The sequence below is a fragment of the Exiguobacterium marinum DSM 16307 genome, assembly GCF_000620845.1.
Classification (GTDB): domain Bacteria; phylum Bacillota; class Bacilli; order Exiguobacteriales; family Exiguobacteriaceae; genus Exiguobacterium; species Exiguobacterium marinum.
The window spans coordinates 287,484-301,939 of sequence record NZ_KK211189.1 but is presented as its reverse complement, the minus strand read 5'-3'; the positions used below and the strand labels follow the sequence as shown (position 1 = coordinate 301,939).

The 14,456-nt window shown below is 47.2% G+C and carries 15 protein-coding genes; 9 read left to right on the top strand and 6 right to left on the bottom strand.

What is annotated here, in order from left to right; translation table 11 throughout:
* The first annotated feature begins 74 nt into the window (after window positions 1–74).
* Together P400_RS0101910 and htpX are read left to right on the top strand one after the other, a co-directional pair.
* Window positions 75–623, top strand: coding sequence for a LemA family protein (locus tag P400_RS0101910; RefSeq protein WP_026824632.1), 549 nt, complete (start codon window positions 75–77; stop codon window positions 621–623).
* A gap of 18 nt (window positions 624–641) precedes the next feature.
* Window positions 642–1,529 carry a zinc metalloprotease HtpX gene (htpX, locus tag P400_RS0101905; RefSeq protein ID WP_026824631.1) on the top strand — a complete coding sequence of 296 codons (888 nt, stop codon included), beginning with the start codon at window positions 642–644 and terminating at the stop codon, window positions 1,527–1,529.
* 286 nt (window positions 1,530–1,815) lie between these two features.
* Here htpX and nagE read toward each other — a convergent pair whose 3' ends face one another.
* The 3 genes from nagE to P400_RS0101885 are packed head-to-tail and all read right to left on the bottom strand — an operon-like array spanning window position 1,816 to window position 4,660.
* The gene (nagE, locus tag P400_RS0101895; protein WP_026824629.1) at window positions 1,816–3,306 is read right to left on the bottom strand and encodes an N-acetylglucosamine-specific PTS transporter subunit IIBC; all 1,491 of its coding nucleotides are present in this window, start codon (window positions 3,304–3,306) and stop codon (window positions 1,816–1,818) included.
* Window positions 3,307–3,308: 2 nt separating this feature from the next.
* Window positions 3,309–4,151 carry a PRD domain-containing protein gene (locus tag P400_RS0101890; RefSeq protein WP_034770724.1) on the bottom strand — a complete coding sequence of 281 codons (843 nt, stop codon included), beginning with the start codon at window positions 4,149–4,151 and terminating at the stop codon, window positions 3,309–3,311.
* Window positions 4,152–4,171: 20 nt separating this feature from the next.
* A complete protein-coding gene (locus P400_RS0101885; protein ID WP_051545924.1) occupies window positions 4,172–4,660 on the bottom strand; it encodes a PTS sugar transporter subunit IIA in 489 nt (162 codons plus the stop codon).
* Window positions 4,661–5,117: 457 nt separating this feature from the next.
* On the opposite strand from P400_RS0101885, the gene P400_RS0101880 reads away from it, so the two are divergent.
* Together P400_RS0101880 and P400_RS0101875 are read left to right on the top strand one after the other, a co-directional pair.
* Window positions 5,118–7,034, top strand: coding sequence for an endonuclease MutS2 (locus tag P400_RS0101880; RefSeq protein ID WP_026824626.1), 1,917 nt, complete (start codon window positions 5,118–5,120; stop codon window positions 7,032–7,034).
* A gap of 63 nt (window positions 7,035–7,097) precedes the next feature.
* Entirely contained in the window at window positions 7,098–7,805 is a 708-nt protein-coding gene (locus P400_RS0101875; protein WP_026824625.1) for a hypothetical protein, read from the top strand.
* A 33-nt stretch (window positions 7,806–7,838) separates the two neighbouring features.
* Here P400_RS0101875 and P400_RS14775 read toward each other — a convergent pair whose 3' ends face one another.
* Window positions 7,839–8,411 carry a hypothetical protein gene (locus P400_RS14775; protein ID WP_034770719.1) on the bottom strand — a complete coding sequence of 191 codons (573 nt, stop codon included), beginning with the start codon at window positions 8,409–8,411 and terminating at the stop codon, window positions 7,839–7,841.
* 144 nt (window positions 8,412–8,555) lie between these two features.
* Here P400_RS14775 and P400_RS0101865 point away from each other — a divergent pair, with 144 nt between their 5' ends.
* Genes P400_RS0101865 through P400_RS0101855 form a run of 3 tightly spaced genes read left to right on the top strand, consistent with a single transcriptional unit; the run spans window position 8,556 to window position 11,202 of the window.
* Window positions 8,556–9,206 carry a response regulator transcription factor gene (locus P400_RS0101865; protein WP_026824624.1) on the top strand — a complete coding sequence of 217 codons (651 nt, stop codon included), beginning with the start codon at window positions 8,556–8,558 and terminating at the stop codon, window positions 9,204–9,206.
* Window positions 9,203–10,471 carry a HAMP domain-containing sensor histidine kinase gene (locus P400_RS0101860; RefSeq protein WP_026824623.1) on the top strand — a complete coding sequence of 423 codons (1,269 nt, stop codon included), beginning with the start codon at window positions 9,203–9,205 and terminating at the stop codon, window positions 10,469–10,471. The genes P400_RS0101865 and P400_RS0101860 overlap by 4 nt, the downstream gene beginning before the upstream one ends.
* Complete coding sequence (locus P400_RS0101855; protein WP_084483619.1) at window positions 10,462–11,202, top strand: AAA family ATPase; 741 nt, start codon at window positions 10,462–10,464, stop codon at window positions 11,200–11,202. Before P400_RS0101860 ends, P400_RS0101855 begins: the two co-directional genes overlap by 10 nt.
* Window positions 11,203–11,313: 111 nt before the next feature.
* On the opposite strand, the gene P400_RS0101845 is transcribed toward P400_RS0101855, so the two are convergent.
* Together P400_RS0101845 and P400_RS15300 are read right to left on the bottom strand one after the other, a co-directional pair.
* Window positions 11,314–11,751 (bottom strand): hypothetical protein, encoded by a 438-nt coding sequence (locus P400_RS0101845; RefSeq protein WP_026824621.1) that lies wholly within the window; start codon window positions 11,749–11,751, stop codon window positions 11,314–11,316.
* Window positions 11,752–11,877: 126 nt separating this feature from the next.
* On the bottom strand, window positions 11,878–13,665 hold the full coding sequence (locus P400_RS15300) for a type I phosphomannose isomerase catalytic subunit (protein ID WP_051545923.1): 1,788 nt from the start codon (window positions 13,663–13,665) through the stop codon (window positions 11,878–11,880).
* 133 nt (window positions 13,666–13,798) lie between these two features.
* Between P400_RS15300 and P400_RS0101835 the strand changes: the two genes are divergently transcribed.
* Complete coding sequence (locus P400_RS0101835; RefSeq protein WP_026824620.1) at window positions 13,799–14,095, top strand: PTS sugar transporter subunit IIB; 297 nt, start codon at window positions 13,799–13,801, stop codon at window positions 14,093–14,095.
* A 5-nt stretch (window positions 14,096–14,100) separates the two neighbouring features.
* Window positions 14,101–14,445, top strand: coding sequence for a PTS lactose/cellobiose transporter subunit IIA (locus P400_RS0101830; protein WP_026824619.1), 345 nt, complete (start codon window positions 14,101–14,103; stop codon window positions 14,443–14,445).
* Window positions 14,446–14,456: the final 11 nt, after the last annotated feature.

Here is a 14,456-nt window from a genome sequence, read left to right as displayed (position 1 = left end):
TTTTGAAAGTTAAGCTTATCTTATATGAGTAAAGGGAATTAATACAGGAGAAACTGAAGAAATGAGGTGCCAACATGGGGTGGATTATTGCGATTGTAGCAGTTGTCGTGCTCGTACTCATCTATTTTTCGATGTACAACGGGCTCGTCAAATATCGAAATTGGGTCGACGAGGCGTGGGCTCAAATCGATGTGCAATTAAAACGGCGTTATGACTTGATTCCAAATTTGGTCGAAACGGTGAAGGGCTATGCAAAACACGAGCAAGAAACGCTTGCGAAGGTCGTCGAACTGAGAAATCAGCTCGGTGAGAAGACGAATCGCCAAGATCAGATGGCGGTGAACGATCAGCTGAGCGGGGCGCTGAAAAACTTGTTTGCGCTTCGTGAAGCGTATCCGGATTTAAAGGCGAACGAGAACTTCAAGATGTTGCAGGAAGAGTTGACTCAGACGGAAAACAAAGTCGCATACTCCCGCCAACTTTATAACAATACGGTTATGAAGTATAACACGAAAATCGAATCGGTCCCGACGAATATCATCGCGTCCGTCCATCATTTTGAAAAGCGCGACATGCTCGAGGCACGTGCCGAAGAGCGCGAAAACGTTCGCGTCTCATTTTAATGAATCGAGGTGGCACGTATGCTCCTCTATGAACAAATTCGAAAAAACAAAGTGAAGACGGTGTTCATCGTGACAGGATTTGTTTTATTCGTCCTTCTCGTTGGAGCGGCCATCTCCTACGTCAATTATGGGGATGCGATTCCAGGATTGATTTTCACACCCGTCTTTTCCTTGTTTTATGTCGGTATCGTCATCATGTCGAGCACGAATATCGTCATGAAAATGAATCGGGCGCAAGAAGTGACTTCGGTGGAAGAGCACCGCTTTTTATGGCATACGGTCGAAAACATGGCGATGGTCGCGCGAGTACCGATGCCTCGCATCTTTATCATCAATGATTCGTCACCGAATGCGTTTGCGACCGGACTGAAACCGGAAAAGGCGGCCGTCGCTGTCACGACCGGGCTGTTGGATCAACTGTCGCGTGAAGAAGTGGAAGGTGTGATTGCGCATGAGGTCGCACACATTAAAAACTATGACGTGCGACTCTCGACGGTCACGCTCGCACTCGTGTCAGTGATCGCCATCATGAGTGATATCGGGTCACGCATGTTATTTTTCCGGAGTATCAGTGGGGGACGACGTGACCAAAATCAAAACCCGATTTTCCTCATCATTGGACTCGTCTTGTTGGTGTTGGCCCCGCTTATTGCAATGCTCATCAATATGGCGATTTCACGTAATCGTGAGTTTCTGGCAGATGCGAGTGGAGCGGAACTGACCCGTAACCCGGATGCACTCGCCTCGGCGCTTGAGAAGATTGCAAACGTGGAGACGCCGGTCGAGCAAGCGTCGAGTGCCTCGGCACCGCTTTACTTCTCCGATCCACTTAAAAAGAAAGTGAGCGGTCTGTTCTCGACGCACCCCGATCCAGTGGAGCGTATTTCCCGACTTCGTCAAATGTAAGAAGGGCCTGTCCGTTGCGACAGGCTCTTTATGTTACACTGAACTGGGAAAATAAGGGGGGTAGATGATTTGAGTAGAAATATGTACATAGGTTTAGGAGTTGCTTTACTAGTCGTATTGTTTTTATTAGGACTAGTACCATATACAGTGCAGGTAGTGCTTAAGGTGTTCATGTGGCTCACGCAGTACATCTTGCCGTGGATTTTCCTCTATTATTTCATTCAGTTCTATAAGCACCACACTACTAAACAAGAAAAGCCACCTGAATGAGGTGGCTTTTGACGTTTTATCCGGCGCGGTGGCTACGAATTTTTTCAATCTCATCGAGGACGAACTGAACGTTTGTGCCGACGATGACTTGAATATGGTTTGGACTGACGACTTTCACACCAGGAATACCAGCTTTCTTGATTTGATCTTGGTTGACCGTATCCATGTCTTTGACATCGACGCGTAAGCGTGTGATGCAAGACTCGATACCTGTGACGTTGCTGTCACCACCGAGACCGTCATAAATCATATTTGCCATTGCTGAGTATTCGCTACCTGAAGCTGATGCGACCGGCGCGACCTTCGTTTCGCCGTCTGCTGTCTCACTAGCAACTGCATCAACGACTTCATCTGATTCGCGGCCTGGCGTCATTAAGTTAAACTTCACAATCATGAAGCGGAAGATCGCGTAGTAAATGACTGCGAATACGAGACCTTGCACAATGAGCATGTACGGCTGATTGGCAAGAGGTAATCTTGAACTGAGGAAGAAGTCAACGAGACCTGCACTAAATGTAAAGCCAGCTGTCCATTGGAACGTTGCTGCAATAAAGAGCGAGATTCCTGTAAGGACTGCGTGTACAAGGTAAAGAACAGGAGCGAGGAACATAAACGAGAACTCAAGTGGTTCAGTTACACCTGTAAAGAATGAAGCGAACGCTGCTGCGAATAGTAGTGATGCCGCTTGTTTCTTCCGTTTTGTCTTCGCTGTATGGTACATCGCAAGTGCTGCAGCAGGAAGACCGAACATCATGATTGGGAAGAATCCGGCTTGATACATCCCTGTTACACCTTTTTCACCTTCACCCGACCAGAACTTTCCGATATCGTTAATGTCAGCGACATCGAACCAGAATACCGAGTTGAGGGCGTGATGAAGACCAGTCGGAATCAAGAGACGGTTAAAGAATCCGTATAGCCCGGCACCGAATGCGCCAAGTTTAGAAATCGACTCCCCGAATCCGACAAGACCTGTAAAGACGATTGGCCAGATAAAGTAAAGGGCGACCGATACGAGAATCATCGAGAAGGCCGTCATGATCGGAACGAGACGCTTCCCACTAAAGAACGCGAGGGCGTCTGGTAGTTTGACGTGACTGAAGCGGTTGTACATACTAGCGGCAATTAATCCTGATAAAATACCGATAAATGCATTTTCAATTCTCGAGAATGCCGGGTTGACGGCTTCGACGTCAATGCCTTGGAACAAGGCGACCGTTCCGGCTGCCAAAAGTGTCGTGACGGTCAAATAAGCCACGAGTCCACTCAGTGCAGCTGAACCGTCACGGTTTTTTGACATTCCGAGACCTACCCCGACTGCGAAAAGAATTGGAATGTTATCGATAATGGCGGCCCCTGCCTTAATTAAGAATGCAGCGGCAATGTTTCCTGACCCCCAACCAGATGGGTCGATCCAATAACCAATCCCCATGAGAATGGCGGCTGCCGGAAGTACAGCAACCGGTAACATGAGGGAACGTCCGAGACGTTGCAAATAATTCATCATTGTTAATGTCCTCCTTTTTGGTGGTGTTGATCTTGTAGGCGTTGAATGTGGAGCGTAATATAGCCAAGTTCTGACTCGGGCAAGACGACGCCATATGTCTCTTCCATTTCTTTCGCGACATCAGATGCACACGCGTAGGCAGACGTGAACTTCGTCTGAATCATGCGGAGCATGTCTTCATCAATCGTGTGATGATCGTAGTGGTTGACCCGATCCATGACGAACCGTAAATGAGTTAATAATCGTTGGTAGGATAAGTCATCTTCTTCAATGGATACATCGAGTCGTCGTGAAATCGATTGAATCATGTCGCGGACAATCGTTGTCTGTTTGACCGTCTTGCGTAAATCACCTCCTTTCACTTTCATCGTATGGATATGAAGCGCGATGAACGCGGCTTCGTCTTTCGGCATTTTCACGTTGAGCTTTTCAGCGATATGTTCAATCGCCCACAGTCCAATCTCGTACTCATTGCGATAGAGGATTTTAATCTCATTCAACAGTTTGTTGCGTAATAAGATGCCATCCATCTCCCGTTCGATGGCGAACGAGATGTGGTCGGTCAAGACGATGTGGATATGTTCGTTGAACGATGTCTCGAGACGCTTCTCTGCATAGGAGATAATATCCTCGGAAACGGTGAAGTGCTCAACCGGGATCCGACTCAATAACTGTTGGAACTTGTCATTCTCTGGCATGATGAACAACTTTTCGATTTTATGTGGATTGACGATGTCGTTCTTCGTTTTTTTAAACGCGACGCCCGGACCAATCGCAATCTTTTCTTCACCTTCGTCCGAGACGATGACCGCATTGTTGTTTAGAATCTTTTTGATTTTAATCATGTGTCCTCCTTGTTCCGGAGTCACGCTTCCACTCGGGCGACAACCGTCTTGCCTGGGACGGCTTCCTTCGTGAATGTGAAGGCGTAATGATGAGCAAGCGCGCCCCCATTCGTCACGACCATTGGCGTGACCGTGTCCTTACCGGCTTGATGGATTTGTGCTAAGTCCGCTGTCAGTAACAGCTGTCCCGTCTTGACGTGGTCGCCCACATCTACTTGAAGATCAAACGGTCGACCTTCGAGTTCGACGGTATCGAGACCGACGTGAATCAAAATCTCAGCCCCATCCTCGGTCCGAATGCCGATGGCGTGCTTTGTCGGAGCGATTTGTATGATTTCGCCGTCAGCCGGTGAGACGACGGCGCCATCCGTTGGTGTGATGGCAATACCGTCGCCCATCATTTTTTCACTGAAGACCGAGTCCGCTACTTGTTCGAGTGGAATGACGTCTCCTTCCATTGGTGAGTGCAGTGTGGGTTTGTGTCGATTCATTAACTTATTCCATAGCATATCTACTACATCCTTTCTGGAAACAAAACGCCGAAAAACAAAACAGGCATGGAGTATAGACGGGTGGCATGCACCGTACGTCTTACCCCATGCCTGATCGAATCAGTCACATGTGATCGCTATTCGTTTCTTCACGTTCAACATAACATGTGTGGATTTAAGACACAAGACTTTTTTGAAAGCGTTCTCTAAAATTTTACAAGGCAGAGAATCTGTTGTATAGTAAGGACGAATCTAAGTGAGAAAGGTGTTGCATGTTGATGAGTGAGGTTGTATCTGCCTAACGAACTGAAAAATGTCGGATGACACGTTTATTTGTCATGCCGTCATGTTCCGTTACAGATACCGCCCATCAAAAACTGCCAGACACCGGTCTGTCTTTTTGCGTTGGTCGTCATCGACCGACGCTTTTTTGTTTGCGCGGTATCTCGATTCTATCATTTGAGGAGAGAGACACATGAACGAACAAACATTTGAAAAATTACAATACAACGAATTGATGACGAGAGTAGAGCGCTTCTGCATCAGCGGATTCGGGAGAAGGTTACTCAGACAACAACGTCCGACGAGCCACATCGCGACGGTGAAGAAACGTCTGCAGGAAACATCCGAAGCCCGAGCGATTTTAGATGCGACGTCACACGTCCCATTTATCGGCGTGTCTGACATGGAGACGATTATCGGGAAACTGCAACGAGGCATCCAACTCGAAGCAACAGAACTTGAAGCGGTCGTCGAGTTTTTACGGGGAGCGCGCAAACTGAAACGATTCATGCTCGAACATGAATTTTTTGCACCGCTCTTGTCGGCTTATGCTGTCGGGATGGGCGAATGGCGGACGCTAGAAGAAGACATCACACGAGCGATTCGAGCTGGTCAGGTCGTCGACGAGGCGTCGAAAGAGTTGAAGCGGATTCGCAAGCAAGTCGACATTTTGGAAGGACGAATCGAGGAACGATTGAACAAATTCTTAAAGAGCGCTGCCAATCGCGAGATGATTCAAGACGGATTTGTCACGAAAAAACAGGACCGCTTCACGATCCCAATCAAAGCTTCATACAAGCACAAAGTAGCGGGTACGATTGTAGACACATCGAATCGCGGCACGACGGTCTTTATCGAACCCGAGGCCATTTCGAAGTTGAACGCCGAGCTCGTCGTCAAGCGTACGGAAGAAGCGGTGGAAGTGTATCAAGTGTTGGCGACATTGACGGGAGCAGTGACTGAAGTTCTTCCTGAAATTGAGGCGACACTCGATGTCATCGCCCAGTACGATATGGTTTTCGCCAAAGGGAAGTATAGTCAATCGATTGATGGCGTGACACCACACGTGAATGCGACTGGTCGAATTCAATTGAAACAAGTACGTCATCCACTCTTAGAAAGTGCCGTTCCACTCGATTTTGCCATCGGTACGGACTATCGCGGCTTAATTATCACCGGACCGAACGCCGGCGGAAAGACGGTCGTATTGAAAACGATTGGACTTCTCAGTCTCATGACCATGACAGGATTGCATATCCCGACACACACCGACACGGTCATCTCTACATTCGATGAGGTGTTCGTCGATATCGGAGATAATCAAGATTTGGAGTCGGCACTCAGTACGTTCTCGGCGCATATGCACAATGTGGCGAATATTATGCAAACCGCTGGAAAACGGTCACTCTTGTTATTCGACGAAATCGGAAGCGGTACGGAACCGAACGAAGGAGCCGCTCTTGCAATTGCCATCTTAGAAGCGGCATATAAACGAGGGGCGATTGTCGTGGCTTCGACCCATTACGGAGAAATCAAATCGTATTCTGAATCCCACCCAGATTTCATGAACGCTGCGATGCAGTTTGACCCGGAAACGCTCGAACCGAAATATCGATTGCTCATGGGGCAGTCTGGTGACAGCAACGCCCTCTTTATCGCCCGCAAGATGAAGTTGCCGGAAGCGATATTGAAACAGGCATCTCGTTACATGAACGAGAAAACGTATGACACTACGAAAGTCGATGATTCTAAAATCACACGCGAAATCGAAGCGGCACCGCTTGAAGAGGCGGAACGCTTTGAAAAAGGTGACCGTGTCCGGTTGTTAGAGACGAATCAAGTCGGGCTTGTCTATGCGTTCGATGCATCTCGTCGGCATGTCCGGGTGTTCGTGAATGACGATTACGTAGAGTTGCCGAGTCGTCGTGTCCGGTTAGAAGCACGAGCAACGGAACTTTATCCGGCTGACTATGATTTGGAAACGCTATTCACGACGTATCAGGAACGAAAGGAAGCGCACGACTTCGAACGAGGATCGAAAAAAGCGCTACGGCGAGTGGAGAAAGAGATTCGGGAAAGAAAGAAACAAGAGCGATCTAACCGAAAATGAATGTGACATACAGCGAAAGGGTAAAAGCACATAGGGAGAAGTCTTAATGCGGGAGGGGCTTATGTGTTCGAGTTAAGTTTTTGGTTTGCACTCGGTTTTGCGATGATTCACTTTTTTTCAGGAAAGCTCATTCATGTGCGTGAAGTGCCGAGGAGCCGTTTTTTATCAGTGGCGGGCGGGATTGCCGTTGCTTATGTATTCCTTCATCTATTGCCAGAGTTAAATGAGTACCAACGTGAACTAGAAGGGGAGATTGGAAACAACGTCTTCGCCTCCCTCGAGAACCATATCTTGATCATCAGTATGTTAGGACTGGCTGTCTTTTACGGGCTCGAGCGATTCGCAACGGCCAACAAACGTAAACAAAAACCGTATGTGTTTTGGATTCACATAGGTTCATTCACGCTCTATACGTTTAGCATCGGATATGTGCTCGCAGAAAGTGAATTTCAGTCAAATGGGACGATGTTTCTTTACTTCATAGCGCTTGGCATTCACTTTGTTACGGTCGATCAAGGATTGCGTCAGCATCATCAACAACTTTATGATCGACAGGGACGCGTCTTGTTAGCGCTTGCTGTACTTGTAGGGTGGGCGGTCGGTTCGTTTGGAGAAGTGAATGGACTCGGTCTATCTATCGTTGTCGCCTTTTTGGCAGGTGGCGTCATCTTGAACGTCATGAAAGAAGAGTTACCTGCTGAGCGAGAGAGTAGTTTTGGTGCATTTTTGATTGGTTTATTAGGATATGCGTTTTTATTACTCGTCATATAAAAAGGCAGCCACCGCGTGTGGCTGCCTTTTGACTTACAAGCTGTTGCTTTGATTCTCTACATTGCTGTCGCTCTCTGTTGAAGCATCGTCATCTGAAGAGAATGACTTGTCATGATGTGGTCCGTGACCATGGCCATGGCGACCGCCTTCACGTCCACCGCGCATGCCGCGAGCATCTTCTAGGTCATCATAGCTCGTCACGTCAGCAAAACGCTCTTCGTGGTCCGCAAGGATTTGATCCGCCTCTTCTTGCGTCATGTTTCCTTCCTCTACAGCAGTCGCGAGTTTTTCTTCATGCGACGTCATGATCGCGTCGATGAATGCATCAATTGAAATGCCTTTTTCTTCTGCGAGCTCATGAATCGACTGTCTATTTTCACGGGCTGCATCCACTTCTTCTTCTGTCAATCCGAGCGCCTCGATAAGCGCTGTATGACCCGCTTCTCGGTCACCAACCATGCCAGAACCTCTTTCTCCACGCTCGCATTGTGTCGATTCCGTCGTTGTCGATTCATCTGTCGTCGTGTCATTCGTCGCGGCATATACGCCAGTACCTGAGACAGCCAATAGACCGGCCAAGGCGATTGCTAGTTTTGTTGATTTCATGTGTATCTCCTCCTTTTGATACTCCAAGTGTAAGCCTGAAGGTGATGAAAGTTGTGAGGGAGTTGCAAGATTTCTGCAAATTGTCTTTGGGAAACGGTGGGGCATTCCATGTGTACGATATAATGGATGTGGAGGCGATAGAAGATGAACGTACTCGTAGTGGAAGATGAACAAAAACTTGCGGACGGCATGTCTCGCTTTTTAGTATATGCAGGGTTTAATGTGACAGTGGCGATGACCCTCAGCGAAGCGAAGCAACAGTTACATCAGCGCTTTGATGCAGTTTTACTCGACGTCCGTCTCCCTGATGGAGAAGGATGGACCTTGATTCCAACGTTAAAAGCGCAACAGCCCGCTCCTGCTATTATCCTGACGACGGCTCGTGGTGAGGCAGATGATCGCGTATTCGGATTAGAACTTGGGGCGGACGATTATTTGGTCAAACCCATCGTTTTGAAAGAATTGGAGATTCGCCTGAAGCGTCTCGTGAAACAGACCGATATGATTCGGTTCGGTGCGCTCACCATCGACCTCAAATCGAGGATGGTACAAGAGAACGGAAGAACGCTCCGGCTGACGAACAAAGAATATGAACTGCTCTTGTATTTATGGAAGCACGTCGGTGAGGCGTTGGATCGGAATCGCCTGCTCGACGATGTATGGGATTATGCGTTCGTCGGAGATACACGTACGGTCGACACCCATATTAAACAATTACGTGATAAATCACCTACACTAAAAGAACAGCTGAAGACCGTTCATCGGGTCGGTTATCGATTAGAGGGACTTTCATGAATCGCTTAATGAAGAAATTATTGTGGACAGCTATCTTGCCCCTTGCTGTGATGGCGGTTTTAACATTCGCTCTCACGTCACTGTTGATCGGACGGTTCGCAGAAGAGGAGACGTATACGCAATTGGAGCGCGAGGCGGCGATTGTGTATGAAGCCATCCAAGAAGGACGTGGAATTCCAGGTCAACTAGACGTACTCCTATTTCAAGACGGGCAACGTATCGAGCTAGAACGTGGTGGAAGGATGCATCGCATGATGCCGATCAGTCTCGACCCGGATGACTTAACAGTTCAGGACGAGGTGAGTGTGAACGGGACCCGTTTCTTGACGTATTTGCAAGAAGAAGGGAACGTTCAAATTGTGACGTACAGTCCTGTGCCATTCTCAAATCCACAGTTTCAGCAAATCTATCTCATCTTAGCGGGTGGATTTATTTTGGCACTGATGGTTGCCATCGGTGTCACGTTTTGGATGAGTCGACGGCTCACGCAACCGCTCGTCGAGTTGAAGCAAGCGACCGCATCGATTATGGAAGGACAACATCACATTACTCTTCCGAATGTGACGAACGATGAGATTGGGGATTTGACCGTCACGATCGGACAAATGAATGCCTCCCTTCAAGAAAAAGAGGCACTTCAAAAATCGTTCATCTCTGGAGTGACCCATGATGTGCGTACACCGCTCGCTATTGTCCGGAATGAGGCGGAAATGTTGGAACTCGGTGTCGTTAATGAGATGGAGGTGGCTATTACGGGCAAAAGCATTACGGAGGAAATAGACCGAATCGACCGGCTCGTCAATCAGATGCTCGAATACTCAAAGTTGTCTTCTGGGACGATTCCACTTGAAATGGAATCGCTTCAACTAGATGACTTAGTTCGCCGATTGACGTCACGCATGTCCGAGTGGTTCCGACAAAAAGACGTGACGCTCGATCTGCAACTCGAAACGGTATCGATTCAAGCCGATCGATTGGCGATGGAACGGGTTCTCTCGAACTTTTTAAGAAATGCGTATGAAGCGAGCCCTATCGGCGGACGTATCACAATCAAACTGACACCTAATCGACTAGAAGTGACAGACGAAGGGAACGGGATTGACCCTGCCGTCCAACCTTCGATTTGGGATATGTATGTGAAAGGAGACCGCTCAAACGGACATGGTCTAGGTCTCGCTATCACGAAATTACTTCTTGAAGCACAAGGACTTTCTTATGGGGTCGAGTCAGAGAAGGGGGCGACGTTTTGGATCGAATGGACATGACTTTATTTTTACGTGGGGTACGGTTAGAGAGGGAACGCATCCATTCGACGGGCTATCCGTACTCATTACCCATCTTTCAGACACTCGATGAACTGACGTTTCATCATCCTGTCACATTTCTTGTCGGAGAGAATGGGAGTGGGAAATCGACGTTGATTGAAGGGATGGCCGTAGCGGCAGGATTCAATCCGGAAGGTGGGGCACCATCCTTCCAATTCGAAACGGAGTCGACACATAGCTCGTTGTATGAGGCGTTACGGCCAATTCGTGGCCCGTATCGTCCGAAAGACGGCTTTTTCTTACGTGCCGAGACAGCATACCAGCTATCGAGTTATGTGGATGAGATGGCGAAATCAGGGCTTGACCCTGAACGGTTTTATGAGTCATACGGTGGACGTTCCCTTCATGAGCAGTCGCACGGGGAAGCGTTCCTCTCCCTCATGTTGCATCGATTCCGTGGCGATGGCCTCTATATTTTGGATGAGCCCGAGGCCGCATTGTCACCGATGCGGCAACTGACGATGCTTGCTCGGATGCATGAACTTGTACAATCCGGCAGTCAATTTATCATCGCCAGTCACTCGCCCATCTTGATGTCGTATCCGGGTGCGATGATCTTACAAGTGGAGACGGGACTTTCCCCGACGCCGTTTGACGACCTCGAGCATGTACGGGTCATGCGCGACTATTTACAAGCGCCGGAGCGGATGCAGCGGATTTTGTTCGACTAAAAAACGGCCTCGGCCGTTTTTTTCATGCTTTCGTAATCTTTCGCAATAAGATGATTGCGAGACTAACGCCGCCGGCAATCAACATATACGTAACAATATCCATCCACGTGCTCATTCGTCGTCTCCTTCCGCAAATACAGCGAGCTCTCCTTGAGGCATCGCGACCAGCAAATAGGAATCTCCGCCGAGCGGTCTTGCATCTCCCGCTTGCCAGCATTCAAATTGTTCTTGATACCCGTTAATAAACAGAAGAGAACCTGATTCGAATTGAATTTCAAGGTGAGGATGTTCGTCTCCGAGCCGTACGTGATGGATGCGCTCTCGTCTTAAGCGCATGAGCTGTTCGAGTTGTTCACCTTCGTCAAACGTGTTTTGTGTGGCGTGTACATGCCACGGTCCCTCGATAGAGATCCAAGATTCCAGTCCTTGGCGACTGAAATAGAGGAGATGATGGTTCGGACCGGAACCGAAGTCGATTCCGACAAAGGAAGAGGCGATAAAGAGGTGATGCAAAATAGATGTCGCTTTTTCGTACTCTGTGGTAGACACACCGTCACCTCACTTTAACAAGTTACTATGATTATCATTTCACGTTACCATGCTAAAGTAAATGAATCTAACTCAGTCTAGGAAAGAAAGTGTAATTTCGGTTTGTTTCTCGTTTTTCAAATCTTATTACGCGTCGACAAAGGCAGCGCCGATCACGCCCGCATCTCCTGACAATTGAGTGAGGCATAGACGCGTTTTTCCACTAGCATGTGGATACATTTTATTCGAGACTGCTCGCTGTAGGTCGTTCCAAAATAGTGAAGAAGATTTCATTACCCCGCCACCCAATACAATCACATCCGGATCGACGGTATGAATGATATTAGCTAGTCCACTAGCCAGTTCTTCGACAAAGTGATGGCGGTCTTCGGCATCCAATAATAGCGAAGGCACATTTGTATATCCTTTATCGTTAGCTCGCTTTATGAGTGCTGTACCACTAGCGAGTGATTCGAGAGAGCCTCGATTCAGTACAGGGTGAGCTGGTCCGTTCGAACGGATAATCATATTCCCGATTTCACCGGCACTGCTGTTTGCCCCTCGAATGATTTGATGTTTATACACGTAACCGCCACCAATTCCCGTGCTGACTGTTACATAAAAAACGGAATCGTACCCTTTTCCAGCTCCGAATTTCGCTTCTGCGAGTGCAGCAGCGTTCGCATCGTTTTCAAGCGAGACAGAAAGATTTAAGCGTTGATTTAAAGGTTCAATGATTTTTTGATTATGCCAATTCGGAAGGTTCGGAGGAGTTAAAAACATCCCTCTCTTTAAATCGAGAGGCCCGGGTGCCACGATGCCGACATGCTGGATGTCGAACTCGACACCGAATTGATGGATCGCCATCTCAATAGATTGTAGTGTCTCCTCGAAAGGTAATTGCGGTTGCGTTTTAAACGTGTATTGTTTTAATACATCTCCTTTTAATGACACGGCGGCAATCCGAGTGTTGGTTCCTCCTAAGTCGATACCGATTCGAATGGTTTGTTTCTCATCGGAAGGAACACCAGCTACAAGACAAGTCGCTTCTCCCTCAATCAAGAATGACTCATTGGCAGGAAGGAGGAGTGTGCCGCCGGTATGGACTTCCATATCGTCAATAATTAATGTTCCTTGAACGACAGATAGTAACCGAAACGTGTCAGTAGTGATCCTTTCTTTCGCGGCAACATTCCATTTTTCAACAAAGAAAAATGAATTTTTCGTCAAACTTGTTCGAAAATGATCCAGTTGGCGGATTGGTTCGCTGTATTCAAGATGAGGGACGAAAGAAGCGGTTGTACCCTTCTCCACATGAAGTTCACGAGGACAACCGGTCGTCAAATCCAGCCGATTGTAATCGTATAGACGATAGGTCGTGTCTGAACTTTGTTGAATTTCGAGTACGCATACTCCTCTTGTCAATGCATGGATTGTGCCAGCCGGGACATAGAAAAAATCACCGGGACGAATCGATTTTCGTATCAAACCGTTTTCCAAATCCCCTGTTTCAAGCGCTTTATTGAAATCTTTTGAGGTGGTATAGGAGTGACCGTAAATGAGTGTCGCATCTGCCGGAGCATCTAAAATGTACCAACATTCATTTTTTCCATAAGGTTCATTTTCAAGTCGGTTTGCTAATGAATCATCTGGATGAACTTGGACAGACAAATCGTCGTTTGCGTCAATCCATTTAATCAGTAGAGGAAACTCGTCCGCGCTAATTTGAAACAACTCTGGATGTTGTTGATAGAGCTCACGTAAAGACAGACCGAAGTAAGGTTCAGACGCAACAGAAGTTCCTCCTTTTTCTAATGCAGAAGCTGTCCAGGCTTCACCAATCGAATGTTCATTGAATTCAAAACCAAATTGCTTCAGACGTTCTCCACCCCAAAGTCGATGTTGATAGTGCGGCTGTAAAAGAATAGTGCTCATATCCATCCTCCTTCGAAATTAATATACACTTGTAAATTTAAAAACTAAATAAAGTTTAAATCAAGTATAGACATGAAATTAATCATGTGTATAATAAAAGTTGTAAACGATTTCAAATAAGGAGTGAAGACACATGAAGAAAATCTTATTAGCGTGTAGTTCTGGTATGTCGACGAGTTTGCTCGTGACGAAAATGAAAGACCATGCCACATCAATCGGGGATGAGGCAAAAATTTGGGCAGTCGGACAAGACCAAGTCGTAACCGAGATGGACGAGGCGGATGTGATTTTAATCGGTCCACAAATGCGATTTTTATTAGACAAATTGAAAGCGCAAACATCAACACCGATTGAAGTAATCGATATGATGGCATACGGCACGGCGAATGGCAAAGCTGCGTACGAACAAGCGTTGAAATTAATGGGGTGAACGAGATGGAAAATGTCGATGAATTAACATTGGAGCAAATGGCATTCATGATGATTCTGCACAGTGGCAATGCGAGAAGTACGATTCAGGAAGCGATTCAACTGTACAAAACGAGTTCTTATGAAACGTTTGAAGAAAAGATTGTTGAGGCACGTGAACAACTGAAAGAAGCACATCAAACACATTTCTCACAAATTCAGCGAGAAGCAAATGGAGAAAAAACAGATGTATCATTATTGCTTCTTCATGCAGAAGACCATTTAATGTCTACGCAAACGATGCTCGATTTGACAGCTAGTTTGGTCGAAATGGTCGAACAAAAGATTGTAAATCCTAATAAAGAAGGGTGAATCATATGTCA